Source organism: Variovorax sp. V118, assembly GCF_041154445.1.
Taxonomy (GTDB): domain Bacteria; phylum Pseudomonadota; class Gammaproteobacteria; order Burkholderiales; family Burkholderiaceae_C; genus Variovorax; species Variovorax boronicumulans.
In genome coordinates this window covers 574,275-597,782 of the sequence record NZ_AP028663.1, presented here as the reverse complement: position 1 = coordinate 597,782, position 23,508 = coordinate 574,275, and the positions used below count along the sequence as shown (strand labels likewise).

At 69.4% G+C, this 23,508-nt stretch carries 26 protein-coding genes; 22 read left to right on the top strand and 4 right to left on the bottom strand.

Features of this window, described 5'->3' with window-relative positions; genetic code table 11:
- The first annotated feature begins 57 nt into the window (after nt 1-57).
- The 8 genes from ACAM52_RS02770 (at nt 58) to ACAM52_RS02735 (ending at nt 4,593) form a co-directional block, all read left to right on the top strand.
- Nucleotides 58-702: a hypothetical protein gene (locus ACAM52_RS02770; protein ID WP_369646057.1), complete on the top strand. Its 645-nt coding sequence runs from the start codon at nt 58-60 to the stop codon at nt 700-702.
- Between the two features lie 41 nt (nt 703-743).
- Nucleotides 744-1,256, top strand: a complete 513-nt coding sequence (locus ACAM52_RS02765) for a tyrosine-protein phosphatase (RefSeq protein ID WP_369646056.1) — start codon at nt 744-746, stop codon at nt 1,254-1,256.
- Nucleotides 1,253-2,095 (top strand): hypothetical protein, encoded by an 843-nt coding sequence (locus ACAM52_RS02760; RefSeq protein ID WP_369646055.1) that lies wholly within the window; start codon nt 1,253-1,255, stop codon nt 2,093-2,095. The genes ACAM52_RS02765 and ACAM52_RS02760 overlap by 4 nt, the downstream gene beginning before the upstream one ends.
- 18 nt (nt 2,096-2,113) lie before the next feature.
- Entirely contained in the window at nt 2,114-2,461 is a 348-nt protein-coding gene (locus tag ACAM52_RS02755; RefSeq protein WP_062474345.1) for an NIPSNAP family protein, read from the top strand.
- A 75-nt stretch (nt 2,462-2,536) separates the two neighbouring features.
- Nucleotides 2,537-2,902 (top strand): SnoaL-like domain-containing protein, encoded by a 366-nt coding sequence (locus tag ACAM52_RS02750; protein ID WP_369646054.1) that lies wholly within the window; start codon nt 2,537-2,539, stop codon nt 2,900-2,902.
- Between the two features lie 176 nt (nt 2,903-3,078).
- Nucleotides 3,079-3,516 (top strand): hypothetical protein, encoded by a 438-nt coding sequence (locus ACAM52_RS02745; protein WP_369646053.1) that lies wholly within the window; start codon nt 3,079-3,081, stop codon nt 3,514-3,516.
- 89 nt (nt 3,517-3,605) lie between these two features.
- Nucleotides 3,606-3,896, top strand: a complete 291-nt coding sequence (locus ACAM52_RS02740; protein WP_159275593.1) for a DUF2277 domain-containing protein — start codon at nt 3,606-3,608, stop codon at nt 3,894-3,896.
- 70 nt (nt 3,897-3,966) lie between these two features.
- Entirely contained in the window at nt 3,967-4,593 is a 627-nt protein-coding gene (locus ACAM52_RS02735; protein ID WP_307637472.1) for a LysE family translocator, read from the top strand.
- Between the two features lie 82 nt (nt 4,594-4,675).
- Here the strand turns inward: ACAM52_RS02735 and ACAM52_RS02730 are convergent, their stop codons facing one another.
- On the bottom strand, nt 4,676-4,882 hold the full coding sequence (locus tag ACAM52_RS02730; protein WP_062474353.1) for a hypothetical protein: 207 nt from the start codon (nt 4,880-4,882) through the stop codon (nt 4,676-4,678).
- A 183-nt stretch (nt 4,883-5,065) separates the two neighbouring features.
- Here ACAM52_RS02730 and ACAM52_RS02725 point away from each other — a divergent pair, with 183 nt between their 5' ends.
- The 7 genes from ACAM52_RS02725 to ACAM52_RS02695 all read left to right on the top strand — a co-directional run bounded on the left by ACAM52_RS02725 (nt 5,066) and on the right by ACAM52_RS02695 (nt 14,356).
- Nucleotides 5,066-5,512, top strand: coding sequence for a helix-turn-helix transcriptional regulator (locus ACAM52_RS02725; protein WP_159273156.1), 447 nt, complete (start codon nt 5,066-5,068; stop codon nt 5,510-5,512).
- A gap of 31 nt (nt 5,513-5,543) precedes the next feature.
- Nucleotides 5,544-5,954, top strand: a complete 411-nt coding sequence (locus ACAM52_RS02720) for a VOC family protein (protein WP_307586579.1) — start codon at nt 5,544-5,546, stop codon at nt 5,952-5,954.
- 86 nt (nt 5,955-6,040) lie between these two features.
- Nucleotides 6,041-8,452: an ATP-binding cassette domain-containing protein gene (locus tag ACAM52_RS02715; protein WP_369646052.1), complete on the top strand. Its 2,412-nt coding sequence runs from the start codon at nt 6,041-6,043 to the stop codon at nt 8,450-8,452.
- 88 nt (nt 8,453-8,540) lie between these two features.
- Complete coding sequence (pbpC, locus tag ACAM52_RS02710) at nt 8,541-10,772, top strand: penicillin-binding protein 1C (RefSeq protein ID WP_369646051.1); 2,232 nt, start codon at nt 8,541-8,543, stop codon at nt 10,770-10,772.
- Nucleotides 10,769-12,244 carry a YgcG family protein gene (locus ACAM52_RS02705; protein WP_369646050.1) on the top strand — a complete coding sequence of 492 codons (1,476 nt, stop codon included), beginning with the start codon at nt 10,769-10,771 and terminating at the stop codon, nt 12,242-12,244. Before pbpC ends, ACAM52_RS02705 begins: the two co-directional genes overlap by 4 nt.
- Nucleotides 12,245-12,356: 112 nt before the next feature.
- Entirely contained in the window at nt 12,357-13,037 is a 681-nt protein-coding gene (locus ACAM52_RS02700; RefSeq protein WP_095949614.1) for a FadR/GntR family transcriptional regulator, read from the top strand.
- Complete coding sequence (locus ACAM52_RS02695) at nt 13,034-14,356, top strand: CynX/NimT family MFS transporter (RefSeq protein ID WP_369646049.1); 1,323 nt, start codon at nt 13,034-13,036, stop codon at nt 14,354-14,356. The genes ACAM52_RS02700 and ACAM52_RS02695 overlap by 4 nt, the downstream gene beginning before the upstream one ends.
- Before the next feature lie 19 nt (nt 14,357-14,375).
- On the opposite strand, the gene ACAM52_RS02690 is transcribed toward ACAM52_RS02695, so the two are convergent.
- Nucleotides 14,376-15,182, bottom strand: a complete 807-nt coding sequence (locus ACAM52_RS02690) for a hypothetical protein (RefSeq protein ID WP_369646048.1) — start codon at nt 15,180-15,182, stop codon at nt 14,376-14,378.
- A 167-nt stretch (nt 15,183-15,349) separates the two neighbouring features.
- Between ACAM52_RS02690 and ACAM52_RS02685 the strand changes: the two genes are divergently transcribed.
- The 4 genes from ACAM52_RS02685 to ACAM52_RS02670 all read left to right on the top strand — a co-directional run bounded on the left by ACAM52_RS02685 (nt 15,350) and on the right by ACAM52_RS02670 (nt 19,645).
- On the top strand, nt 15,350-17,584 hold the full coding sequence (locus tag ACAM52_RS02685) for an NADP-dependent isocitrate dehydrogenase (protein WP_070062193.1): 2,235 nt from the start codon (nt 15,350-15,352) through the stop codon (nt 17,582-17,584).
- A 153-nt stretch (nt 17,585-17,737) separates the two neighbouring features.
- On the top strand, nt 17,738-18,097 hold the full coding sequence (locus ACAM52_RS02680; RefSeq protein ID WP_369646047.1) for a DUF1161 domain-containing protein: 360 nt from the start codon (nt 17,738-17,740) through the stop codon (nt 18,095-18,097).
- A 13-nt stretch (nt 18,098-18,110) separates the two neighbouring features.
- Nucleotides 18,111-18,713 carry a Pr6Pr family membrane protein gene (locus ACAM52_RS02675; RefSeq protein ID WP_369646046.1) on the top strand — a complete coding sequence of 201 codons (603 nt, stop codon included), beginning with the start codon at nt 18,111-18,113 and terminating at the stop codon, nt 18,711-18,713.
- Nucleotides 18,714-18,874: 161 nt separating this feature from the next.
- Nucleotides 18,875-19,645: an SDR family oxidoreductase gene (locus tag ACAM52_RS02670; protein ID WP_369646045.1), complete on the top strand. Its 771-nt coding sequence runs from the start codon at nt 18,875-18,877 to the stop codon at nt 19,643-19,645.
- Nucleotides 19,646-19,655: 10 nt separating this feature from the next.
- Here ACAM52_RS02670 and cynS read toward each other — a convergent pair whose 3' ends face one another.
- Both cynS and ACAM52_RS02660 read right to left on the bottom strand, forming a co-directional pair.
- Nucleotides 19,656-20,099 carry a cyanase gene (gene cynS / locus ACAM52_RS02665; RefSeq protein WP_369646044.1) on the bottom strand — a complete coding sequence of 148 codons (444 nt, stop codon included), beginning with the start codon at nt 20,097-20,099 and terminating at the stop codon, nt 19,656-19,658.
- Nucleotides 20,100-20,172: 73 nt separating this feature from the next.
- On the bottom strand, nt 20,173-20,595 hold the full coding sequence (locus ACAM52_RS02660; RefSeq protein WP_369646043.1) for a DUF1348 family protein: 423 nt from the start codon (nt 20,593-20,595) through the stop codon (nt 20,173-20,175).
- An 88-nt stretch (nt 20,596-20,683) separates the two neighbouring features.
- Here ACAM52_RS02660 and ACAM52_RS02655 point away from each other — a divergent pair, with 88 nt between their 5' ends.
- The 3 genes from ACAM52_RS02655 to ACAM52_RS02645 all read left to right on the top strand — a co-directional run bounded on the left by ACAM52_RS02655 (nt 20,684) and on the right by ACAM52_RS02645 (nt 23,488).
- Nucleotides 20,684-21,265 carry a TetR/AcrR family transcriptional regulator gene (locus tag ACAM52_RS02655; RefSeq protein ID WP_139702380.1) on the top strand — a complete coding sequence of 194 codons (582 nt, stop codon included), beginning with the start codon at nt 20,684-20,686 and terminating at the stop codon, nt 21,263-21,265.
- 33 nt (nt 21,266-21,298) lie between these two features.
- Nucleotides 21,299-22,192, top strand: a complete 894-nt coding sequence (locus ACAM52_RS02650; RefSeq protein ID WP_070062186.1) for a LysR substrate-binding domain-containing protein — start codon at nt 21,299-21,301, stop codon at nt 22,190-22,192.
- Nucleotides 22,193-22,330: 138 nt separating this feature from the next.
- Nucleotides 22,331-23,488: an L-lactate dehydrogenase gene (locus ACAM52_RS02645; protein WP_369646042.1), complete on the top strand. Its 1,158-nt coding sequence runs from the start codon at nt 22,331-22,333 to the stop codon at nt 23,486-23,488.
- Nucleotides 23,489-23,508 lie beyond the last annotated feature (20 nt).

Below are 23,508 nucleotides of genomic sequence, written 5' to 3'. Positions count from 1 at the left end.
TCCCGCCTTCACCGCGCCTCGTCACCATCGCGACGAACCCACAACCTGGAGAACCCCATGGGCCTGGCCATTTGCGTCGGCATCCTCGCCGACCTGATCGAGAACGATCCCGAAGGCGCCGAACACTTCGAGGCGGATTTCGCCGCCGCGAACCGCAAGCTCGCCGAAGCCGGCCTGCCGCCGCACGTGGAGCCCCGCAGCCTGCCGCCGCTCGAATCGCGCGCGCCGCTGGACGGCCTGCCCTATTCGTTCATCCACTACCTGCGCCGCGCCTACGCGCACCGCGTGACGACGCCCGGCTGGATCGCCACGCCCTTGCCGGAGGACGCCGACCCCACGGAAGACGAGACGCTCGAAGACGTGGCCAACATGTTCGAAAGCCACCTGCTGTGCCACTCCGACGCGGAAGGCTTCTACCTGCCGGTCGACTTCGACGAAGTGATCTTTGCCGAGGAAGACGAGACCGACCTGCCCGGCGGCATGTTCGGCTCGTCGTACCGGTTGCTCGAAGAACTGGTGCTGGTCGCCCCCGCGCTCGGCATCACGCTCTCGGACGGCGAGCTGTCGGACGAGGAAGCGGCCCGGATCGCCGACAGCATGGGCGAGGACGAAGGCCTCTACCGGGAGACCGAGTCGTGGCTGCTGCTGTACGAATCGGCGCGGCTGAGCATCGCGCACAAGACGGCGATCGTTTTCACCTGAGGGCGATGCGGCTGATCGATCGGCTGTAAGGTCCGCAGACCATGTTCGAGACCACCATCCACTGGGTCCGCGACATACCGCCGCATCGGCTGGGCCTGATGGCACGCCCGCGCGGCGGCGACCAGCTGCGCGAGGAGGTGGCGGCCTGGCAGCGTGCATCGCTGGACGTCGTCGTCTCCCTGCTCGAGGTGCAGGAAATCAGGGCACTTGAACTCCGGGAAGAGCCTGCGCTGTGCGCCGAACACGGCATCATGTTCCGGCATTTCCCGATTCCGGACCGAGGCCTGCCGGCATCGCAGCGGGACGCGGCGGCCTTCATTGCCGAACTGGGCGCCGAACTGGTGAGCGGAAAGGCCGTCGCCATCCACTGCCGCGCGGGCATCGGCCGCACGGGCCTCATCGCGGGCAGCCTGCTGCACGGGCTCGGCGTTCCGCGCCAGAACATCTTCCACCTGCTGAGCCGCTCCCGGGGCGTCGACATGCCCGACACACCGGAGCAGGCGGAATGGGTCGCACAGTACATCCTCGGCACCCACCGCCCACCGCCCCCATGAAGAAGTCGATCCGCATCGGCCGCGCACCGGTCGATCCGCAGGCGCCGTCGCAAGGCGGGCACGACGGATCGCTCTCGTGCCCCAAGCCCTGGGACGCACTCGAGGCCACCGCCACGCCCGGCGTCCGGTATTGCAGCGACTGCGGCAAAAACGTGTTCCAGGTGGACACCACCGAAGAGGTGCGCGAGGCCGCCCTGCTGGCGCGCTGCGTCACGATCGCGGACGACAGCGCCCATGCCCGCGCACACGACAGCGCAACGAACACGCACGACACCCGCCCCATGACGCCTCGAGACCGCATTCACTTCGCCGGCAACCCGTGGCCCGAAGGCCATCCCATCAAGGAGTTCCGCTGGACCGCGTCCGTGAGGAACAACGAGGTGTGGTTCGACCTGCACCTGCGCAGTGAAGACTACGACGCCGAGCGCGAGATCGACGAGCCCGAAGACGAGGACATCGACTACCCGTCCGACTGGGACGCGCCCGGGGTCTGGACCAACTACCACCGCTGCACGCTGTCGTCGACCGCCTGGGGCGACGGCGGTGGCTTCGCGGTCTGCGCACTGCCCGACTTCAGCCTGGCGCGACTCGACGGGCTCGAGGTCAGCATCGACCTGCCGCCGCCCGACGACATGGAAGACAACGTCTTTCACATCTACCTGCTCGGACACGATGCCGCGGCCCACCACCGCATCCGCTTCGACCGCATCGCGGGCACCGACCGCTTTCACATCACGTGGACCGGGAAGATCGCGCTGGCCTACACGGGCGACTGCGAATACAAGTACGACTTCAGCGCGCGGCTGCACGACGTCGAAGCACCGCGCATTCCCGCATGAACGCTGCCGTCCATTCCCATGAAGCGCCTGCTCGAAATCCGCACCTACCGCCTCAAGCCCGGCACCCTCGACGACTTCCACCGCGCGATGCATGAACGCGCGGTGCCCATGCTGCGCAGCAAGGGCATGGACGTGGTGAGCTATGGCCGGTCGGACCACGAGGAAGAGAGCTACCACCTCGTGCGCGCCTACGCGAGCCGCGAGGCGCTGGAGGCCGAGCAGGCGGCGTTCTATGGTTCCACCGAATGGCGCGAGGGCCCGCGCAGCGCACTGGTCGACCGCATCGAGACCTACCTGAACACGCTGCTGTGGCTCTCGCCGGAGGGCGTCGACAGCCTGCGCGCGCTCAACGAACCAGCGCGTTGAACATCTGTCGACGACGCACGGTGCGCGGGCCTACACTGCGCCTCCCGTCATCCCCCCAACTCACTGGAGAAACGCATGAACACCCAGGAAATCGCCGCCAAGCTCGTGGCGCTGTGCAAAGCAGGGACATTCGATGAAGCCCAGACGCTCTACGCGCCGGAGGCCGTCAGCGTCGAGGCCAGCGCGCCGCCCGGCATGTCGCGCGAGTCGGTGGGCCTGTCGGCCATCCGCGCCAAGGGTGAATGGTGGGTGGCCAACCACGAGGTGCACTCGTTCCAGGTGGCCGGCCCCTGGCCGCACGACGATCGCTTCATCGTGGGCTTTCGCTTCGACGTGACCATGAAGCCCACGGGCCAGCGCTTCACGATGGAAGAGATGGCGCTGTACACCGTCAAGGACGGCAAGATCGTGCGCGAAGAGTTCTTCTACGAGGGCGACTGAGCCCAGGCCGACGCGCGGCCGGATCGCCCGTCGGCTTCACCATTGTTGACGATTGAATCGTTCTCTCCATGGCAACGCCAATGGGCACCTCCCGCCTTCTGAACTAACGTCGAAACCGACGCCTGCACGGGCTGTCCGGCAGGCGCACCGGCGTTCATTCACAGAGGGAGGAAATCATGGTCACAGGACTCCACGTCACGCAACAACGCTCGTTCACCAACCCGGCGGACTACGAGGCTTTCTCGCTGATCCGCGTGCACAACCAGCGGCTCGCGCCGCTGGGCGGGCGCAACGCCTGGGTGGTGCTGAAGACGAACGCCGGCAAGCGCTGCTGCCGCATGATCCGGGGCATCGGCCGCGACCCAGGCTTCCCCGAAGACGGCATCGAGATCGACTACGAAACCCGGCTCTCGCTGCAGATTCCCAAGAGCAGCATCAACATGCAGGGCTTTCACGGTTGCGCAATGGAAATCCGCCGGGCCACCGCGCTCGAGGTGCTGCGCGCGCACTGGGACCACCCCGATCCCGCCTACCGCATCCCGCTGCAGATCAGCCTCGTGAGCTTCGTGCTGGGTGTCATCGGGTTGGGGCTGGGTGTCCTGAGCCTGAAATAGCCTTTGCCCGGCGGGTGCTGCGCAAGAAAACGCGATTTCGCTAGACTGGCCGCGCGGCCCCTGCGCCGCGCCTGACCGGAGCATTCGCCATGTGCCGCAGCATCAAGACCCTCTACAACTTCGAGCCCCCTGCCACCGAGCAGGAGATCCGCGCCGCCGCCCTGCAGTTCGTGCGCAAGCTCAGCGGCTTCAGCGTGCCCTCGCGCGCCAACGAGCAGGCCTTCGAGCGCGCCGTGGACGAGGTGGCCGCCACGGCCGCGCGGCTGATCGACTCGCTGGTGACCACGGCCGAGCCGCGCGACCGGGCCATCGAGGCCGAGCGTGCCAAGGCGCGGTCCGCGCTGCGTTTCGGCGCACCTGCTTCGACCTCGGACGCATGAAAAAGACTTCGTTCCCACGCTGAACGGCGCACCGCCCTTCCCTCTCTTCCTCCCTCTTTCAGGAACACCCATGCCCATCGAACTCTGGCTCGCCTTCGTCGCCGCTTCGGCGCTGCTGCTGATCATTCCGGGGCCGACCATCCTCACGGTGATCAGCTATTCGATGTCGCATGGCCGCCGCGCCAACGTGCCGCTGGTGGCCGCGGTGGCGCTGGGCGATTCGACCGCGCTGGTGGTGTCGCTGCTGGGCCTGGGCGCGCTGCTGGCCGCGTCGGCCTTCTGGTTCACGGTGGTGAAGTGGGTCGGCGGCCTGTACCTGCTGTACCTGGGCATCAAGCTGCTGCGCGCCGGCATCTCGTCCACCGAGACCGCCGCGCCGGCCGCACCGGCCTCGCGCTGGCGCCTGTTCGCCAACACCTACCTGGTGACGGCCCTGAACCCCAAGGGCATCGTGTTCTTCGTGGCCTTCCTGCCGCAGTTCATCCGCCCGGGCGCCGACGTGTCGCATCAGATGTGGGTGCTGGCGCTGACCTTCGTGGCGCTGGCCACGCTCAATGCCACGCTCTACGCGGTGTTCGCCAGCTCGGCCGGCCGGCTGCTCGCCTCGCCGCGCGCGCAGCGGCGCTTCCACCTGGCGGGCGGCTCGCTGCTGAGCGCGGCCGGCCTGTGGGCGCTGATGGCGCGACGCGCCACCTGAGCACATCCACATACGCACAAAAAAAAGACCGCGGGGCTGCGCGCCTCGCGGTCTTTTTCTTTGAGGGCCCTCGGCCCCGGTGTCAGTAGCGGTAGGGGTTGTTCGGCCGGCGGTCGTAGCGATTGGGCACGCCGTCGTTGTCGCGGTCACGGTCGTAGCGGTTGGGCACGCCGTCACGGTCGCGGTCGTAGCCGTGGCCGCGCGGGGGCGGGCCCCGGTCGTAGGGGGCGACCACGCAACCAGCCAGGATGGCCGAGGCGGCCAGCAGAAGCGCGAGTGTTTTCGTCATGCGGAGTTCTCCTTGGGTGGGGCTGTACGGTCGGGCCCGCCTGCTGCGAGCCCGTACCGTATTGAAGCCCCGCTGCGTGCGCATCGGGTGTCCAGATGCAGGCGCTTGTGTGAAGTTCGTTACCGGATGTGGAACCTTTGCCTGCGCTTGAGCAGGCCGTAGCGACGTGGCACGATCCCGCCGATGACCGCCACGCAGCCCCAGCCTTCTCTTCCCGACCTCGCACGGCTGCGCCGCGTGCGCGACCGCATCGACCGCGAGCACGCGCAGCCGCTGGACGTGGAAGCGCTCGCGCGCGACGCGAACATGTCGGCCGGGCACCTCAGCCGTCAGTTCCGCCTGGCCTATGGCGAGTCGCCCTACGCCTACCTGATGACGCGGCGCATCGAGCGCGCGATGGCGCTGCTGCGCCGCGGCGACCTGAGCGTGACCGAGGTCTGCTTCGAGGTCGGCTGCGCCTCGCTGGGCACCTTCACCACGCGCTTCACCGAGCTGGTCGGTGTGTCGCCCGGCGTCTACCGGCGCGAGGCGGCGCAGGCGACGGCGGGCATGCCGGCGTGCGTGGCCAAACAAGTGACGCGGCCGATCAGGAATCGAGAAGCGCGAAACCCCGCGTCGCACCTAGCATGACGGCCCGACACAACCACGGACCCTCGTCACCATGAACCTCAGCATCCATTCGAGCTTTCTTCCGCACACCGACCCGCAGGCCTCGCTGGCCTTCTACCGCGACACCCTCGGCTTCGAGGTGCGCAACGACGTCGCCTACGGCGGCATGCACTGGATCACGGTCGGCCCGGCTGGCCAGCCCGCCACCTCCATCGTGCTGTACCCGCCGGCCGCCACGCCCGGGCTCACCGACGACGAGCGCCGCACGATCGCCGAGATGATGGCCAAGGGCACCTTCGCCTCGCTGCTGTTGGCCACGCCCGACCTCGAGGGCACCTTCGAGCGCCTGCAGGCCTGCAACACCGAGATCGTGCAGGAGCCCACGGACCAGCCCTACGGCGTGCGCGACTGCGCGGTGCGCGACCCGGCGGGCAACCTGATCCGCATCCAGCAGACGCGCTGAGCCGGCCTCCGGCGCCGCAGCCCCCTGACCTCCTGCACGGGCGCCGCCGCCGTGGCGGCCCCGTGTCCCTTCCAGAGAAAGACCCGATGAGCAGCAAGGCCCCGAAGAAGGAAGCAAAGAGCGCAACGCGCACGCAGGGCGCGAACGGCAGGCACGCCGCCGACCACCACGACCTCATCCGCGTGCAGGGCGCGCGCGTGAACAACCTGAAGGACATCAGCGTCGAGCTGCCCAAGCGGCGGCTCACGGTGTTCACCGGCGTCTCGGGCTCGGGCAAGAGTTCGCTGGTGTTCGGCACCATCGCGGCCGAGTCGCAGCGGCTCATCAACGAAACCTACAGCGCCTTCGTTCAGGGCTTCATGCCGACGCTGGCGCGGCCCGAGGTCGACGTGCTCGACGGCCTGACCACCGCGATCATCGTGGACCAGGAGCGCATGGGCGGCGACCCGCGTTCCACCGTCGGCACCGCGACCGACGCCAACGCGATGCTGCGCATTCTGTTCAGCCGCCTGGGCAAGCCGCACATCGGCTCGCCCAGCGCCTTCGCGTTCAACGTACCGTCGGTGAAGGCCACCGGCGCCATCACGGTGGAGCGCGGCGCCAGCAAGACGGTGAAGCAGACCTTCAGCCGCACCGGCGGCATGTGCCCGCGCTGCGAAGGCCGGGGCGCGGTCACCGACTTCGACCTCACCGCGTTCTACGACGACAGCAAGTCGCTCAACGAAGGCGCGCTCACCATCCCGGGCTTCAGCATGGAAGGCTGGTACGGGCGCATCTTCAACGGCTGCGGCTTCTTCGACCCCGACAAGCCGATCCGCAAGTTCACGAAGAAAGAACTCGAGGCCCTGCTCCACAAGGAGCCGACCAAGATCAAGATCGACGGCATCAACCTCACCTACCAGGGCCTCATTCCGCAGGTGCAGAAGTCGTTCCTGGCCAAGGACGTCGAGGCGATGCAGCCGCACATCCGCGCCTTCGTGGAACGCGCCGTGACCTTCACCACCTGCCCCGAGTGCGAAGGCACGCGGCTGAGCGAGGCAGCGCGTTCGTCGCGCATCAAGAAGCTCAACATCGCCGAGGCCTGTGCGATGCAGATCAGCGACCTCGCCGCGTGGGTCGGCGGCCTGAACGAGCCCTCGGTGGCGCCGCTGCTGGCCAAGCTGGCGCACACGCTCGATTCCTTCGTGGAAATCGGCCTCGGGTACCTCAGCCTCGACCGCCCCTCGGGCACGCTCTCGGGCGGCGAGGCGCAGCGCGTGAAGATGATCCGCCACCTGGGCTCCTCGCTCACCGACGTGACCTACGTCTTCGACGAGCCGACCATCGGCCTGCACCCGCACGACATCCAGCGCATGAACGAGCTGCTGCTGCGGCTGCGCGACAAGGGCAACACGGTGCTGGTGGTGGAGCACAAGCCCGAGGCCATCGCCATCGCCGACCACGTCGTCGACCTCGGCCCCGGCGCGGGCTCGGCGGGCGGCACGGTCTGCTTCGAGGGCAGCGTGGCAGCGCTGCGCACCAGCGGCACGCTCACGGGCCGGCACCTGGACGACCGGGCCGCGCTCAAGAAGAAGCTGCGCCAGCCCACCGGCGCATTGCCGATCCGCGGCGCCAAGGCGCACAACCTGCGCAACGTCGATGTCGACATTCCGCTGGGCGTGCTGGTGGTCGTGACCGGCGTGGCGGGCTCGGGCAAGAGCTCGCTGGTGCACGGATCGATCCCGGCCGGCGCGGGCGTGGTGGCGGTCGACCAGGGCGCCATCCGCGGCTCTCGCCGCAGCAACCCCGCCACCTACACCGGCCTGCTCGACCCGATCCGCAACGCCTTCGCCAAGGCCAACGGCGTGAAGCCGGCCCTGTTCAGCGCCAACTCCGAAGGCGCCTGCCCCACCTGCAACGGCGCGGGCGTGATCTACACCGACCTGGCGATGATGGCCGGCGTGGCCACCATTTGCGAAGAGTGCGAGGGCAAGCGCTTCCACGCCTCGGTGCTCGAACACCATTTCGGCGGGCGCGACATCAGCGAGGTGCTCGCGATGCCGGTGACCGAGGCCGCGGCCTTCTTCGGCGAGGGCTCGGCGCGCACGCCGGCCGCGCACGCCATCCTGCAACGGCTGGCCGACGTGGGCCTGGGCTACCTGAGCCTGGGCCAGCCGCTCACCACGCTGTCGGGCGGCGAGCGCCAGCGGCTCAAGCTGGCCACGCACATGGCCGAGAAAGGCGGCGTGTACGTGCTCGACGAGCCGACCACCGGCCTGCACCTGGCCGACGTGGCGCAGCTGCTGGCCCTGCTCGACCGGCTGGTGGATGCGGGCAAGTCGGTCATCGTCATCGAGCACCACCAGGCGGTGATGGCGCACGCCGACTGGATCATCGACCTGGGCCCCGGCGCCGGCCACGACGGCGGGCGCGTGGTCTTCGAGGGCATACCGGCCGACCTGGTCGCCAAGCGCGCCACGCTCACCGGCCAGCACCTCGCGGCGTACGTCGGCACCTGACGTGCCTGTAGGCCACGGGCCCCTGAAGGCATGGCGGAGAATGGGCCGTCTCCGCTTTGCCTGCCGCCCCGCGGCCCCGTCTGCTGCGATGCCTCTTGCGTTCTCGTTTTCTTCCACCGCCCGGCACACCCTGGCCGTGGTCCTGCTGACGGCAGCCGCCGCACCCTCCGCCTGGGCGCTGGCCAGCTTCGAGGAAGTGAAGCGCGACTTCCGCTCCTCCGAAACTGCCGTGCTCGACCGCCAGGGCGAGCTGCTGCAGCGCGTGCGCACCGACCCCACGGTGCGGCGCGGCCAGTGGACCGCGCTGGCCGACGTGTCGCCCGCGCTGCGCGCGGCCATGGTGCTGAGCGAGGACAAGCGCTTCTACGAACACAGCGGCGTCGACTGGCGCGCCGCCTCGGCCGCCGCCTGGGGCAACCTGTGGAACACGCGCACGCGCGGCGCCTCGACCATCACCATGCAGCTGGCGGGCCTGCTCGACGACGACCTGCGCCGCGCGGCGGGCGGGCGCAGCTTCACGCAGAAGATCGGCCAGACCGTGGCCGCCACGCAGCTGGAGCGCCGCTGGCGCAAGGACCAGATCCTCGAGGCCTACCTGAACACGGTGCCCTTCCGCGGCGAGATCGTCGGCATCGACGCGCTCTCGCGCACGCTCTTCAGCAAGGCCCCGAGCGGGCTCGACGCGCGCGAAGCCGCCGTGGCCGCCGCGCTGGTGCGTGCGCCCAACGCCCGCCCCGCGCTGGTGGCGCAGCGCGCCTGCGAGGTGCTGCGCGTGATGGAGCCCGGCGCCAAGACCGACTGCGAGGCGCTCGACATGTTCACCAGCGCCGTGGTGCAGCGGCGCGCGTTCGAGCCCAACGAAGGCATCGCGCCACATGCCGCGCGGCGGGTGCTGCGCGAACTGCGTGATGCTGGGAACGACAAGCCCGTCGCCCCCACCAGCGTGCGCACCACGCTGCGCGCGCCGCTGCAGCGCTACGCGCTCGACAGCCTGCAGCGCCACCTGCGCGAACTGCGCGACCGCCACGTGGAAGACGGCGCGCTCGTGGTGCTCGACAACGCGAGCGGCGAGGTGCTGGCCTGGGTCGGCTCCTCGGGCCCGCTGAGCCAAGCCGCCGAGGTCGACGGTGTGACCGCGCTGCGCCAGCCCGGCTCCACGCTCAAGCCGCTGCTGTACGCGCAGGCCCTGGCCGAGAAGCGCATCACGGCGGCCTCTCTGATCGAGGACTCGTCGGCGCAGATCAGCACCGCGAGCGGCCTCTACATTCCGCAGAACTACGACCGCCGCTTCAAGGGCCCGGTGTCGGCGCGCACCGCGCTGGCCGCCTCGCTCAACGTGCCGGCCGTGCGCACGCTGGTGATGGTGTCGCCCGAGGCCTTCGCGCGCGAGCTGCGCGCCGCCGGCCTGCCGCTGCGCGAGAGCGGCGACTACTACGGCTACAGCCTGGCACTGGGCAGCGCCGAGGTGTCGCTGCTGTCGCTGGCCAATGCCTACCGCATGATGGCCAACGGCGGGCGCTTCGGCGCGACCACGCTCGCGCCTTGCCCGCCTGCGCCGGCCGGCAAGGCGAAGCCTGCAGAGGCCGCGCCGCTGCTCGACCCGCGCGCCGCCTTCATCGTCAGCGACATCCTCTCCGACCCGAACGCGCGCACGCGCACCTTCGGCCTGGACAGCATCCTCTCGACCCGTTTCTGGACCGCCGTGAAGACCGGCACCAGCAAGGACATGCGCGACAACTGGGCCGTGGGCTGGTCGCAGCGCTACACGGTCGGCGTGTGGGTCGGCAACGCCAGCGGTGCCTCGATGTGGGACGTGAGCGGCACCAGCGGCGCCGCGCCCGTGTGGGCCGAGGTGATGCGCTTCCTGCACGCGCGCGAACCCAGCCGCGCGCCCGCGCCGCCCGCCGGGCTGGTCGAGGCGCGCGTGAGCTTCGGCCCGGGCGCCGACGGCAGCCCACTCGAAGCGGCGCGCAGCGAATGGTTCTTGCAGGGCACTGAGCAGCCGCTGTTCGCGCTCGACACCGGCATGGCGAGCGACGCCGCCTCGGCGCGCATCACGGCGCCGGCCGACGGCACGATCCTGGCGCTCGACCCCGACATTCCGCCGCAGCGCCAGCGCGTGCGCTTCGAATCCGAAGGGCGCGGCGTGCAGTGGCGCATCGACGGCAAGTTCCACGCGCGCGGCAACAGCGCGCAGTGGCTGCCGTGGCCCGGGCGGCACCTGATCGAGCTGGTGGACGCCAGCGGCAAGGTGGTCGACCAGCGCCGGGTGGAGGTGCGCGGCGCGGGCGTGGTGGCGGCCAAGGGCGCGCGCCGATGAACGCGCCGATGCGCGTGCCGCTGTCGATGCCCCGCTGGCTGTCGCTGTGCCTGGGCCTGCTGCTCGTGCTGTGCCTGGCCGGCCCGCGCGCCGCGCAGGCCAAGCCCGTGCCGGTGCCGCCGATGAGTTCGCGCGTGGTCGACCTCGCGCAGGCGCTGCCGGCCGGCGAGGCCGAAGCGCTGCGCGCGCAGATCGCCGACATCCAGGGCCGCACCCAGGCCCAGCTCGCCGTGCTCATCGTGCCGACCACGGGCGAGGACACCATCGAGAACTACGCCACGCGCGTCTTCACGAAGTGGCGGCTGGGCCGCAGCGACGCCGACGACGGCATCCTGCTGCTCGTGGCGCAGAAAGACCGCCGCATGCGCATCGAGGTCGGCACCGGGCTCGAAGGCACGGTGACCGACATCCAGGCGGCCCGCATCATCGACCGCGAGATGGCGCCGCGCTTTCGCGAGGGCGACTTCGCCGGCGGCGTGCAGGCGGCCGTGGGCGCGCTCGCGCGGCTGCTCGACGGCGAGGTGGGCGTCGTCGCGCCCGAGTCGCAGCAGATCGCCGTGGACCACGCCGCCGCACCCGCCCCCACACCCGACGAAGAGAAGGTCACCAGCCTGACGCGCGGCGGCCACGTCACGCCCGAGGGCTGGGGCCTGCTGGGCGTGGTGCTGTGGGGCCTGGGCCTGGGCATCTACCACGGCCGCGGCATCGAGCGCGACCCGCGGCGCGGCAGCTCGGCCTCGCGGCGTGCCGAAGAGAAAAAACGCAAGGGCCAGCGCAAGGGCAGCGCGCGCCCCGAACCCTGGGCCGACGCCCTGGCGGCGATCGAGCCTGAACCGGCGCGTGCGCGCCCTGCCCCGCGCGACCTGCGCCTGGTGCTCGGCCTGCTCGGGGCCGGCCCGCTGGCCGCCGGCGCGGCGCTGCTGAACCCGGCCATCGCGCTGGTGCTGGCGATGCCGGCGATCTTCGGCTACGGCCTGGGCTTTCTCTGCGGCATGTCGCGCACGGCCGCCATCTTCATGGGCGGCTTCGTGCTCGTGATCGCGTCGCTGGTCGCCATCGCGTGGACGGTCGGCGCCGACCGCTTCTGGTGGGGCTTCCTGTGGGCGCTGTGCCTCGGCGGCGTGACGCTGTTCGCGGTGATCATCGTGCGCTGCATGGTCAACACCTTCCAGCGCAGCGTGGTCAGCTTCGTCGTCCGGCTGGCCATCGTGGCGGGCATCTGCGGCTACGTGTTCCACATCACCTCGCCCGGCCCGGTGCCGGACACCTCGTGGATTCCCATTGGGCTGGCGGCGTTCTTCTCGATGCTGATCGGCTTCCTGCCGCCCGGCGTCTGGGAATCGGGCAGCAGCGACGACGATGGGGACAGCGGCTGGAGCAGCAGTTCGTCGTCCTCTTCCTCGTCGTCGTCTTCGTCCTCCTCGGACAGCGGCGGTTCGAGCAGCGGCGGCGGCGCCTCGGGCAGCTGGTAAAGCGGGCGGCCAGGCACCCCGCCGCGCCGCCTCATGCCCCTCCCGCCGACCGCGTCTTTTTGACAATGGTTAAATTCATCCAATCATTGAATGAATAAGCCACCCTGATCCCATGCTCGTCCAACCGCCCCGCACCTCCCTGGCCGACGCCGCCGCGAACAGCATCCGCACCGAAATCGCGGCGGGCCGCTGGCCCATCGGCTCGCGCATTCCGATCGAGCCCCAGCTGGCGCAGTTGCTGGGCGTGAGCCGCGGCACGGTGCGCGAGGCGGTGAAGACGCTGGTCTCGCGCGGCCTGCTCGAGGTGCGGCAGGGTTCGGGCACCTACGTGCGCTCGGGCTTCGACCCCTCGGCCAGCCTGCAGAAGCTGCGCCTGGCCAGCCTGCGCGACCAGTTCGAGGTACGCCGCGCACTCGAGGTCGAGGCCGCCCGGCTCGCCGCCGTGCGCCACACCGCGAAAGACCTGCGCCGGCTGAACGCCCTGCTCGACAAGCGCGGCCAGCCCGACCTGGCCGACGGCGGCGCGGCCTTCATCGAGCGCGACCTGGCCTTTCACCTGGCCATCGTCGATGTGTCGGGCAACCTGGCGCTGGTCGAGACCTGCCGCTTCATCACCGGCTACATCAAGGAAACCATCGCCAGCACGCTGAGCGCCAGCCTGCCCGAGCCCGACGAGGCGGCGCACCGCGCCATCGTCGAAGGCATTGCCAGCCGCGACCCCGAGCGCGCCGCCGCCGCCGTGCGCGAGCTGATGGCGCCGACGCTCAACGCGCTCGCACTGGGCACGGCATGAGCACGATGACCTTGCCCACGGGTGCTGCCACCACCGCGCGCACCCAGGCGGCGCCATCGGGCGCCGAAGAGCTGCTGATCGACGCCGAAGTCGACAGCCTGCCCGCGCCACGCCCCACGCCCACCCCCAGCCGGGGTCGCCGGCTGCTGCTGGGCCTGACGGTGGTGCTCATCGCCTTCAACCTGCGACCGGTGTTCGCCAGCCTGTCGGTGGTGCTGCCGGAAATCATCCGCGCCACCGGCCTGTCGGCCACCGCCGCCAGCCTGCTGACCACGCTGCCCATCGTCTGCCTGGGCGTGTTCGCGCCGATGGCGCCCTGGCTCGGGCGCCGCTTCGGCACCGAGCGCACGCTGCTGGGCTGCATGGTGCTGATCGGCGTGGGCACGGTGCTGCGCGGCACCGGCAACATCCCGCTGCTGTTCCTGGCCTCGGCCATCGCGGGCAGCGGCATCGCGGTGTCGAACGTGCTGCTCTCGGGCCTGGTGAAGCGCGACTTCGCCAAGCAGGCCGCGCTGATGATGGGCCTGTACACCATGGCCGTGTGCGGCGGCGCCGCCAGCGCCGCGGGCCTCACGGTGCCGCTGGAGCACGCACTGGGCGGCGGCTGGACGCTGGCACTCGCCATGTGGGCCGTGCCGGCCGCGCTGGTCACGTTCATCTGGGCGCCGCAGGCGCTGCCGCTCAAGCCGGTGGCCAGCGAGTCGGGCTTCACCGTGCGCGGCCTGTGGCGCGACCGGCTGGCCTGGCAGGTGACCTTCTTCATGGGGCTGCAGTCGGCCCTGGCGTACATCGTGATGGGCTGGCTGGCGCCGATCCTGCGCGAGCGCGGGCTCAGCGGCGAAATGGCCGGCTACGTGGTGTCGCTGTCGGTCATGACGCAGGTCGTGACCTGCCTCGTGGTGCCGGCGCTGGCCGTGAAGCTGCGCAACCAGCGCGCGCTGGCGGTGGTGCTGTCGGCGATGACGGTGGCGGCCATGCTGGCCATGCTGTTCGCGCCGCTGGATGCCCCCGGCGGCATGTGGACCTGGGCCGTGGTGCTGGGCATTTCGCAGGGCGGCACCTTCGCGCTGGCGCTCACCATGATCGTGCTGCGCTCGCCCGATTCGCACATTGCCGCGCACCTGTCAGGCATGGCGCAGGGCGTGGGCTACATGGTGGCGGCCTTCGGCCCGCTGCTGGCCGGGCTGCTGCACGGCTGGACCGGCAGCTTCCGCGCCTCGGCGTGGCTGTTCGTCGGCCTGGGCGTGGTGCTGGTCATGGCGGGGCTGGGCGCGGGACGCACGCTGCACGTGGGCGCGGTGACCGTGCCGCGGCACTGAGCCGCAGTCTGCTGCCTGCTTACTGCAGCCCGCCGTCGCAGGCGGTCGGTTTCCGGGCGCTGTCGTCCGTGAAGTCGACGCTGGTGCGCTTGTTGCCGGCCGGCCCCGTGTGCGCCGGCCACTCGCTCTGCAGCCAGGTGTAGCGCCACACATAGGGACCGCCGGCCTTCGCCGGCGCGTCGTAGGCGATGCGCAAGCTGCCGCGGCTTTCGTCGTGGCAGTGCTTCGAGGTCTTGTATTCCTTCTCGCTGAAGCAGGCACGGATCGACCGCGAGCACCAGTACGGGATGCTCTCGCGCGCGGCCTTGGCGCGCTGCCCGGGCGGTGTGTCCAGCGGCACGAAGTCGGCCGTCACATAGGACGCGCCGCCGCCCGAATAGCTTTCCGATTCGTGCTGGGTCACGGCCACGGCCCAGCGGCCCTCGGCCAGCGGGTAGAGCACCGGCGCGAGGGCCAGGTGCAGCTCGGGGTCGGTGCTGCGGCGGTCGCGCTGCTGCGAGGCCACGTAGGTCGAAAAATCGTGCAGCTGCGCGAGCTGCCAGCCGCCGGTGCCGGCGTCGCGCTTCAGGCGCGCCATGGCCAGGGGCTTTTCCGACGTGAGCAGGTAGTCGTCGGGCGCGCCGCCGTCGCGCGGGCGGTGCAGCTTCAGCGCCCGCGCATCGCAGGGCTGGGGCAGCAAGGCGCACAGGTGGGCGCGCCACATGGCGTCGACGGCCTCGGGCGTCTTGACGGCCACGAAGACCTGGGCGGCGGGCGCAGCGAGCACGGGGCCGGCCGGCAGCGACGCGAGAAGACCGACGATCCCGGCAAGAGGCAGCTTTTTCATGGGGCGCAATGGTAGCCATCGCGGGAAGCCCTGGCAGAGGGGTCATCGGGGTTTCTCCGACCGCGCCCCGGCCCGACCGGGCGACAATGGGGGGCTCCGGCGAAAGTCCATTTCGCCCAATGAAATTTCAGCCCTCTCGACAACCCAGAACCTACGGAAGCAAGCGCATGAGCACGAAGCAACCCACCATCGTCTACACCCTCACCGACGAGGCGCCCCTGCTGGCGACCTACGCCTTCCTGCCCATCGTGCGCGCCTTCACGGCTCCGGCCGGCATCAACGTGACGACGAGCGACATCTCGGTGGCCGCCCGCATCCTGGGCGAGTTCCCCGAGTTCCTGAGCGACGACCAGAAGGTGCCCGACAACCTGGCCGAACTGGGCAAGCTCACGCTCAAGCCCGAAGCCAACATCATCAAGCTGCCCAACATCAGCGCCTCGGTGTCGCAGCTCAAGTCGGCCATCAAGGAACTGCAGGGCAAGGGCTACAAGATCCCCGACTACCCGGAGAACCCGACCTCGGACGAGGACAAGGACATCCGCACGCGCTACAACAAGTGCACCGGCAGCGCCGTGAACCCCGTGCTGCGCGAAGGCAACTCCGACCGCCGCGCGCCCCGCGCCGTGAAGGAATACGCCCGCAAGAACCCGCACAGCATGGCCGAGTGGAGCCAGGCCTCGCGCTCGCACGTCTCGCACATGCACGGCGGCGACTTCTATCACGGCGAAAAGTCCATGACGCTGGACCGCGCGCGCAACGTCAAGATGGAGCTGATCACCAAGAGCGGCAAGACCATCGTGCTCAAGCCCAAGGTCGCCCTGCTCGACCGCGAAATCATCGACTCCATGTTCATGAGCAAGAAGGCCCTGCTGGCCTTCTATGAAAAGGAAATCGAAGACGCGCACAAGACCGGCGTGATGTTCTCGCTGCACGTGAAGGCCACGATGATGAAGGTCTCGCACCCCATCGTGTTCGGCCACTGCGTGAAGATCTTCTACAAGGAAGCCTTCGAGAAACACGGCAAGCTGTTCGACGAGCTGGGCATCAACGTCAACAACGGCATGGTCGACCTGTACAACAAGATCGCCACGCTGCCCCAGAGCACGCAGGACGAGATCAAGCGCGACCTGCACGCCTGCCACGAAGGCCGCCCCGAGCTGGCCATGGTCGACTCGGCCAAGGGCATCACCAACTTCCATTCGCCCAACGACGTGATCGTGGACGCCTCCATGCCCGCCATGATCCGCAACGGCGGCAAGATGTGGGGCGCCGACGGCCGCCTGAAGGACGTGAAGGCCGTGATGCCCGAATCGACCTTCGCCCGCATCTACCAGGAGATCATCAACTTCTGCAAGTGGCACGGCGCCTTCGACCCCAAGACCATGGGCACCGTGCCCAACGTCGGCCTCATGGCCCAGAAGGCCGAAGAGTACGGCTCGCACGACAAGACCTTCGAGATCCCCGAAGACGGCGTGGCCAACATCACCGACCTGGACACCGGCGAAGTGCTGATGAGCGAAGACGTGGAGAAGGGCGACATCTGGCGCATGTGCCAGGTCAAGGACGCCGCGATCCGCGACTGGGTGAAGCTGGCCGTGAACCGCGCGCGCAACTCCGGCATGCCGGTGGTGTTCTGGCTCGACGCCTACCGCCCGCACGAGGCGCAGCTGATCACCAAGGTCAAGATGTACCTGCACGAGCACGACACCACGGGCCTGGACATCCAGATCATGAGCCAGGTGCGCGCCATGCGCTACACGCTGGAGCGCGTCGTGCGCGGCCTGGACACCATCAGCGCCACCGGCAACATCCTGCGCGACTACCTCACCGACCTGTTCCCCATCATGGAACTGGGCACCTCGGCCAAGATGCTGTCGATCGTGCCGCTCATGGCCGGCGGTGGCATGTACGAGACCGGCGCGGGCGGCTCGGCCCCCAAGCACGTGCAGCAGCTGGTGGAAGAAAACCACCTGCGCTGGGACTCGCTCGGTGAATTCCTCGCGCTGGCCGTGAGCCTCGAAGACCTGGGCCTGAAGACCGGCAACGCGCAGGCCAAGATCCTGGCCAAGACGCTCGACGCCGCCACCGGCCAGCTGCTGGACAACAACAAGAACCCGTCGCCCAAGACCGGCCAGCTCGACAACCGCGGCAGCCAGTTCTACCTGGCCATGTACTGGGCCCAGGAACTCGCCGCGCAGACCGAGGACAAGGAGCTGCAGGCCAAGTTCAAGAAGCTGGCCGAAGCGCTCACCGCCAACGAGAAGAAGATCGTCGACGAACTCGCGGCCGTGCAGGGCAAGGCCGTGGACATCGGCGGCTACTACCTGGCCGACCCGAAGAAGTACGAAGCCGTGATGCGCCCGAGCGCCACGCTGAACGCGGTGCTGGCACCGGCGGTCTGATTCCGCTGCGTTGCGCCTCCCGGGCCTGACCAGGCCCGGAAGTGCCCACACCAACGGCCTGTCGCTCACGCGGCGGGCCGTTGGTCTTTGTGCGCGACTAGACTCCGATTTCTCCCGCCCCCACTGCACGCAAGAAAGAAAGGCAGGCCCCTCATGAAACGCCATTGGCTTGCTGTTGCCGCCGCCTGGCCCCTGCTCATGGCCGCCGGCAGCGCCCATGCCCAGAACCTGAGCCCGAGCAACTGCGAAACGCTGCGCGCCCAGATCGAGGCGAAGATCGCCGCGTCGGGCGTGACGAACTTCAGCGTCGTCACCGTCGATGCCGCCGCCACGGCGAGCGGCCAGGTGGTGGGCAGCTGCGAGCTGGGCACCAGGAAGATCGTCTACCAGCGCGAAGGCGGCGCGGCCTCGCCGGCCCCGAGCGCCACCTCGGCGCCCGCATCGCGCGGCGAGCCCATCCTCACCGAATGCAAGGACGGCTCGGTGTCCATGGGCGGCAGCTGCAGGCCCTGAGGACCGGCATCCCATGGCCTGGTCCGCCCTGCGCCTCTTCTTCGGCCTGCTGACCCTGGTGGCGATCGGCTGGCAGCTGGCGATCCATGTCCGCATGGGCTTCGACGTCGTCAACTTCTTCAGCTTCTTCACCAACCTCTCGAACCTGCTCGCGGCCATCGTGCTGGTGCTGGGGGCGCGTCGCCTCTGGCGGCCGGCGTCCACGGGGCCCGACGAGGGGCTGCGCGCCCTGTCGGCCGTGAACATGGTGGTGGTCGGCATCGTCTTCTCGCTGCTGCTGCGCGACGTCGACCTCGGCGCGCTGCGGCCGTGGATCAACACGCTGCTGCACCACGTGATGCCCTGCGTCGTGCTGCTCGACTGGCTGCTGCAGCCGCCGCGCACGCGCCTCGGCGGCCGGCAGCTGCTGTGGACGCTGGTCTTCCCGATGGCCTACCTGGTCTACACGCTGGTGCGCGGCAGCCACACGGGCTGGTACCCCTACCCTTTCCTCAACCCTGCCCACGTCGGCGGCTACGGCGGCGTGGCCGTCTATGCAGCAGGCATCGCGCTGACCTTCGGGTTGGCGGGATGGGGGTTGCTGGCGTTGGGGAATCGGCTGGGCCGGCGCATCTGACGCGGCCTCGCGCACGGCTCGCCTGTTTCTGCATTTCGCAGGATCAGGCAAAAACCTCGTTCGATCCGGATACCGCCTCCGGCCCCTTCGGCCCGAGACTCCTCTGCATGCCCGGCGCACCCTTCGCGCCGTGGCGCATCGACCCGCATGAGGAGTTTTGTATGAGTGCAATCCAGGACACAGTGGTTCTCGTCACCGGCGCCAGCAGCGGCATCGGCGAGGCGACGGCGCGGCGGCTCGCGCGGCGCGGCGCCCATGTGGTGCTCGGCGCGCGCCGCACCGAACGGCTCGCGGCGCTCGCGGCCGAGATCAATGCCACAGGCGGCTCGGCGAGCTTCCGGCGGCTCGACGTGACGCACCGGCCCGACATGGAGGCCTTTGCCGAGTTCGCCCTCGACACGCACGACCGCATCGACGTGCTGGTGAACGCCGCCGGCGTGATGCCGCTGTCGCCGCTGTGGCAGCGCAAGATCGAGGAGTGGGAGCTGATGATCGACGTCAACCTGCGCGGCATGCTGCTGGGCGTGGCGGCCGTGCTGCCCACGATGCAGGAGCAGGGCTGGGGCCACATCGTCAACGTCGCGCCGGTGGCCATGGGCGGCGCCACACCCGACTCGGCCGTGTACCACGGCACGCAGTACGCGGTGCAGGCGATCTCCGAAGGGCTGCGGCGGGAACACCCGGGGCGCGTGCACGTCTCGCTGGTGAGCCCCGACGTGGCCGAGGCCGCCGACCCGCTGGCCGAGCGCATCGCCGACAGCTACGCCTTCGAGCGCATGCGCACGCGGCGACGGCTGACGACGCCGGTCGACGGCGTGGCGCGTGCCATTGCGGGTGCGATCGAGGGCGCACGCTACGGCATGGCCGGCCCCGGCTGGCGCCCGGCCCCGACGCCGCGGCCGAAGCCGAAGCCGGCGGCGCCGGTGTACTGAACGCCGAACGTCAGTAGCTCTTGTACGGCAGGAACTTGCCCGACAGCACCACGTTGACGCGGTCGCCCTTCGGGTCGGGCTGGCGCTGGATGTCCATGCTGAAGTCGATGGCGCTCATGATGCCGTCGCCGAACTCTTCATGGATCAGTTCCTTGATGGTGGTGCCGTACACGCTCACCACCTCGTACCAGCGGTAGATCAGCGGGTCGGTGGGCACGGGCGTGGGCAGCGAGCCCTTGTAGGGCACGACCTGGAGCCACTTCTGCTCCTCCGGCGTGAGGCCGAAGATCTTGCCGATGACCTTGGCCTGCTTGTCGTCGAGCGTCATCTGGCCGAGGCAGGCCGCGGTGGTCCACTCTTTCGACAGGCCGACCTTTTTGGCCACGTCGGCCCACTGGAAGCCCTTGGACACCTTCACGGTGATGATCTTCTCGGTGACGTCGTTGCGGTTCATGCGGCTTGGCTCCTGGGTATGAAGGGATGCGACAGGGCAAGCAACAGGCATGCCCGTTGTCGGCCCCTGCGCCTCAGCGCTCCCAACGGAACTTGCGCTCCGATTCCGCGATGGGCTGGTCGTTGATGCTCGCGTAGCGCCTTTGCATCAACCCGTTCTGCGCAAACTCCCAGTTCTCGTTGCCGTGGCTGCGGAACCACTGGCCTGCGGCGTCGTGCCATTCGTACTCGAAGCGCACCGCGATGCGGTTGTCCATGAAGGCCCACAGCTGCTTCTTCAGGCGGTAGTCGTGCTCGCGCTCCCACTTGCGGGTGAGGAATTCCACCACCTGCTCGCGGCCATTGACGAAGTCCGCGCGGTTGCGCCATTCGGTGTCGGGCGTGTAGGCCAGGCTCACGCGCGCGGGGTCGCGCGAGTTCCAGGCGTCTTCGGCGGCCTGGACTTTCTGGAGGGCGGATTCGAGGGTGAAGGGCGGCAGCGGCGGGCGGGATTCCATGGCGGTCTTTCAGTCAAAGAAATGAAGTGATGAAGGCCTGCAATGTGCCATGAGTAGACAGACTTGTCTACATGCCTACAATCGCCGCATGGACATCTCTGCACTGCCCGCGCGCGAGCGCATCCTGCTCACGGCGCACGAGCTCTTCTATGCCGACGGCATCCGCGCCACCGGCATCGACCGCGTGATCGCGGCGTCGGGCGTCACCAAGGTCACCTTCTACCGGCACTTCCCGTCGAAGGACGACCTGGTGCGCGCCTTTCTCGACCACCGGCACGGCGTGTGGATGGCCTGGTTCGTCGATGCGCTGGGCCGGCGCGACGCGCAGCAACGCATCGCGCAGGGGCAGGCGCTGCCGGTGCTGGCCGACGTGATGGCCGAGTGGTTCGCCGACCCGCTGTTTCGGGGCTGTGCCTTCATCAACTCGGTGGTGGAAGTGGGGGCCAGCGTGGCCGGCGCCGCCGACATCGCGCGCGAGCACAAGCGCGAGATGGTCGAGGTGATCGCCGGCCTGCTGCCCGACGGCCCGCAGCGCATGGCCGTTGCACAGGTGGCCGCGCTCGGCGTTGACGGCGCCATCGTCAAGGCGCAGATGGGCGATGCGGCCCTGGCGCGCGAGGCGGTCGACGACCTGCGGCGGCTGCTCGATGCGCTGGTCGCCCTTCGATAACATCGCATCGCTCACTCCTTCCCCAAAAAACACATGGCATCGACGCGACTCCCCTCGACCCAGGGCCTGCAGGCCTTCGAGGCCGTCGCGCGGCTGCGCAGCGTGAACCTGGCGGCCGAGGAGCTCAGCGTCACGCCCAGCGCGGTCAGCCACCGCATCCGCCAGCTCGAGACGCAGCTCGAGCTCAAGCTCTTCACGGGCAACGACTTCGGCCTGAGCGCCGACGGCGTGGCCTACCTGGCGCGCGTGCGCGAGGCCATCGCGGCGCTGCAGCAGGTGCCGGGGCGCGAGCCCGCGTCGCAGGTGCGGCGGCTGCGCGTGGCCGTCACGCCCACCTTCTCGCGCCAGATGCTGCTGCCCCGGCTGGCCGAGTTCCGCGACGCCTACCCGACCATCGAGCTGATGCTGCAGGTGACCATGCCGGTGCGCAACTTCACGGCCGAAGACGCCGACATCGAGCTGCGCTTCGGCACCGGCCCGTTTCACGACCGCGAGTTCTGCCAGCTGCTGGCCGACGACGTCTCGCCGGTGTGCAGCCCGGCCTACCTGGAACGCCACGGGCCCTTCGAGCAGCACTTCTCGACCGACGCCGAGGTGGCGCGCGTGCAGATGCTGCGCACGCCGCTGGAGTCGTGGCGCATCTGGTTCAAGGCCTGCGGCATCGGCCTGCCCGAGCCGGCCGTGGGCCACCAGTTCAACGACCTGGGCCTGGCGCTCGATGCGGCCGCCGAAGACTTCGGCGTGGTGCTCATGCACCTGCGGCTGGGCCGCGCCTGGCTGGACAACGGCCGGCTGGTGCGCCTGTCGCCGCACAGTGCGCCCTCGCCCAACGCCTACTTCCTGTGCTGGCGCCCCGGCACCATGGAACGCTGGGAATGCGCCACCTTCGTCGAATGGCTGCGCCAGGCGCTGCGCGAGCCGGGCTGAATAATTTTCAGCCGGGGTGCGGGCTTTTTTCAGGTGACCGGCGCGTTTCCCCTGCAGACTCGACCCCCGGCGCTGCCGTGGCCCGCATGGCCTGCGGCCCGCCTTGACCTCCATAACACCAGCCAGGAGACCTCCCCCGTGCCCGACCTTTCCAAGATCACCTGCATCGAAGACCTGCGGGCGATCGCCCAGCGGCGCGTGCCGAAGATGTTCTACGACTACGCCGACTCCGGCGCCTGGACCGAGGGCACCTACCGCGCCAACGAGAGCGATTTTCAAAAGATCAAGCTGCGCCAGCGCGTGGCCGTGAACATGGAGGGCCGCTCCACCCGCACCACCATGATCGGCCAGGAAGTGGCCATGCCCGTGGCCATCGCGCCCACGGGCCTGACCGGCATGCAGCACGCCGACGGCGAAATCCTGGGCGCGCGCGCGGCCAAGGCCTTCGGCATTCCGTTCACGCTCTCGACCATGAGCATCTGCTCGCTGGAAGACATCGCCGAGCACACCGACCGCCACCCCTTCTGGTTCCAGCTCTACGTGATGAAGGACCGCGACTTCATCGAACGCCTGATCGACCGCGCCAAGGCCGCCAACGTGTCGGCGCTGCAGCTCACGCTCGACCTGCAGATCCTCGGCCAGCGCCACAAGGACATCAAGAACGGTCTGTCCACGCCGCCCAAGCCCACGATCAAGAACCTCATCAACCTGGCGACCAAGCCGCGCTGGTGCATGGGCATGCTGGGCACCAAGCGCCGCACCTTCGGCAACATCGCCGGCCACGCCAAGGGCGTGAAAGACCTGTCGTCGCTGTCGTCGTGGACCGCCGAACAGTTCGACCCGGCCCTGAGCTGGGCGGACGTCGAATGGATCAAGAAGCGCTGGGGCGGCAAGCTGATCCTCAAGGGCATCATGGACGAGGAAGACGCGCGCCTGGCCGTGGCCAGCGGCGCCGACGCGCTCATCGTCTCGAACCATGGCGGGCGCCAGCTCGACGGCGCGCCCTCCTCCATCGCCGCGCTGCCGGCCATCGCCGACGCCGTGGGCAGCCAGATCGAGGTGTGGATGGACGGCGGTGTGCGCAGCGGACAAGACGTGCTCAAGGCCCGCGCCCTGGGCGCGCGCGGCACGCTGATCGGCCGCAGCTTCCTGTACGGCCTGGGCGCCTACGGCCAGGAAGGCGTGACGCGCGCGCTGCAGATCATCCACAAGGAACTGGACATCACGATGGCCTTCTGCGGTCGCACGCAGATCGACGATGTGAAGTCGGACATCCTGTTGCCGGGGACGTTCTGAGGGGCGGCTGAAGACCCCGG

Excerpts from the sequence above, each read along its gene's own strand:
- ACAM52_RS02770 (WP_369646057.1), top strand. The coding sequence starts at position 58 with ATGGGCCTGGCCATTTGCGTCGGCATCCTCGCCGACCTGATCGAGAAC.
- ACAM52_RS02765 (WP_369646056.1), top strand. The coding sequence starts at position 744 with ATGTTCGAGACCACCATCCACTGGGTCCGCGACATACCGCCGCATCGG.
- ACAM52_RS02760 (WP_369646055.1), top strand. The coding sequence starts at position 1,253 with ATGAAGAAGTCGATCCGCATCGGCCGCGCACCGGTCGATCCGCAGGCG.
- ACAM52_RS02755 (WP_062474345.1), top strand. The coding sequence starts at position 2,114 with ATGAAGCGCCTGCTCGAAATCCGCACCTACCGCCTCAAGCCCGGCACC.
- ACAM52_RS02750 (WP_369646054.1), top strand. The coding sequence starts at position 2,537 with ATGAACACCCAGGAAATCGCCGCCAAGCTCGTGGCGCTGTGCAAAGCA.
- ACAM52_RS02745 (WP_369646053.1), top strand. The coding sequence starts at position 3,079 with ATGGTCACAGGACTCCACGTCACGCAACAACGCTCGTTCACCAACCCG.
- ACAM52_RS02740 (WP_159275593.1), top strand. The coding sequence starts at position 3,606 with ATGTGCCGCAGCATCAAGACCCTCTACAACTTCGAGCCCCCTGCCACC.
- ACAM52_RS02735 (WP_307637472.1), top strand. The coding sequence starts at position 3,967 with ATGCCCATCGAACTCTGGCTCGCCTTCGTCGCCGCTTCGGCGCTGCTG.
- ACAM52_RS02730 (WP_062474353.1), bottom strand. The coding sequence starts at position 4,882 with ATGACGAAAACACTCGCGCTTCTGCTGGCCGCCTCGGCCATCCTGGCT.
- ACAM52_RS02725 (WP_159273156.1), top strand. The coding sequence starts at position 5,066 with ATGACCGCCACGCAGCCCCAGCCTTCTCTTCCCGACCTCGCACGGCTG.
- ACAM52_RS02720 (WP_307586579.1), top strand. The coding sequence starts at position 5,544 with ATGAACCTCAGCATCCATTCGAGCTTTCTTCCGCACACCGACCCGCAG.
- ACAM52_RS02715 (WP_369646052.1), top strand. The coding sequence starts at position 6,041 with ATGAGCAGCAAGGCCCCGAAGAAGGAAGCAAAGAGCGCAACGCGCACG.
- pbpC (WP_369646051.1), top strand. The coding sequence starts at position 8,541 with ATGCCTCTTGCGTTCTCGTTTTCTTCCACCGCCCGGCACACCCTGGCC.
- ACAM52_RS02705 (WP_369646050.1), top strand. The coding sequence starts at position 10,769 with ATGAACGCGCCGATGCGCGTGCCGCTGTCGATGCCCCGCTGGCTGTCG.
- ACAM52_RS02700 (WP_095949614.1), top strand. The coding sequence starts at position 12,357 with ATGCTCGTCCAACCGCCCCGCACCTCCCTGGCCGACGCCGCCGCGAAC.
- ACAM52_RS02695 (WP_369646049.1), top strand. The coding sequence starts at position 13,034 with ATGAGCACGATGACCTTGCCCACGGGTGCTGCCACCACCGCGCGCACC.
- ACAM52_RS02690 (WP_369646048.1), bottom strand. The coding sequence starts at position 15,182 with ATGAAAAAGCTGCCTCTTGCCGGGATCGTCGGTCTTCTCGCGTCGCTG.
- ACAM52_RS02685 (WP_070062193.1), top strand. The coding sequence starts at position 15,350 with ATGAGCACGAAGCAACCCACCATCGTCTACACCCTCACCGACGAGGCG.
- ACAM52_RS02680 (WP_369646047.1), top strand. The coding sequence starts at position 17,738 with ATGAAACGCCATTGGCTTGCTGTTGCCGCCGCCTGGCCCCTGCTCATG.
- ACAM52_RS02675 (WP_369646046.1), top strand. The coding sequence starts at position 18,111 with ATGGCCTGGTCCGCCCTGCGCCTCTTCTTCGGCCTGCTGACCCTGGTG.
- ACAM52_RS02670 (WP_369646045.1), top strand. The coding sequence starts at position 18,875 with ATGAGTGCAATCCAGGACACAGTGGTTCTCGTCACCGGCGCCAGCAGC.
- cynS (WP_369646044.1), bottom strand. The coding sequence starts at position 20,099 with ATGAACCGCAACGACGTCACCGAGAAGATCATCACCGTGAAGGTGTCC.
- ACAM52_RS02660 (WP_369646043.1), bottom strand. The coding sequence starts at position 20,595 with ATGGAATCCCGCCCGCCGCTGCCGCCCTTCACCCTCGAATCCGCCCTC.
- ACAM52_RS02655 (WP_139702380.1), top strand. The coding sequence starts at position 20,684 with ATGGACATCTCTGCACTGCCCGCGCGCGAGCGCATCCTGCTCACGGCG.
- ACAM52_RS02650 (WP_070062186.1), top strand. The coding sequence starts at position 21,299 with ATGGCATCGACGCGACTCCCCTCGACCCAGGGCCTGCAGGCCTTCGAG.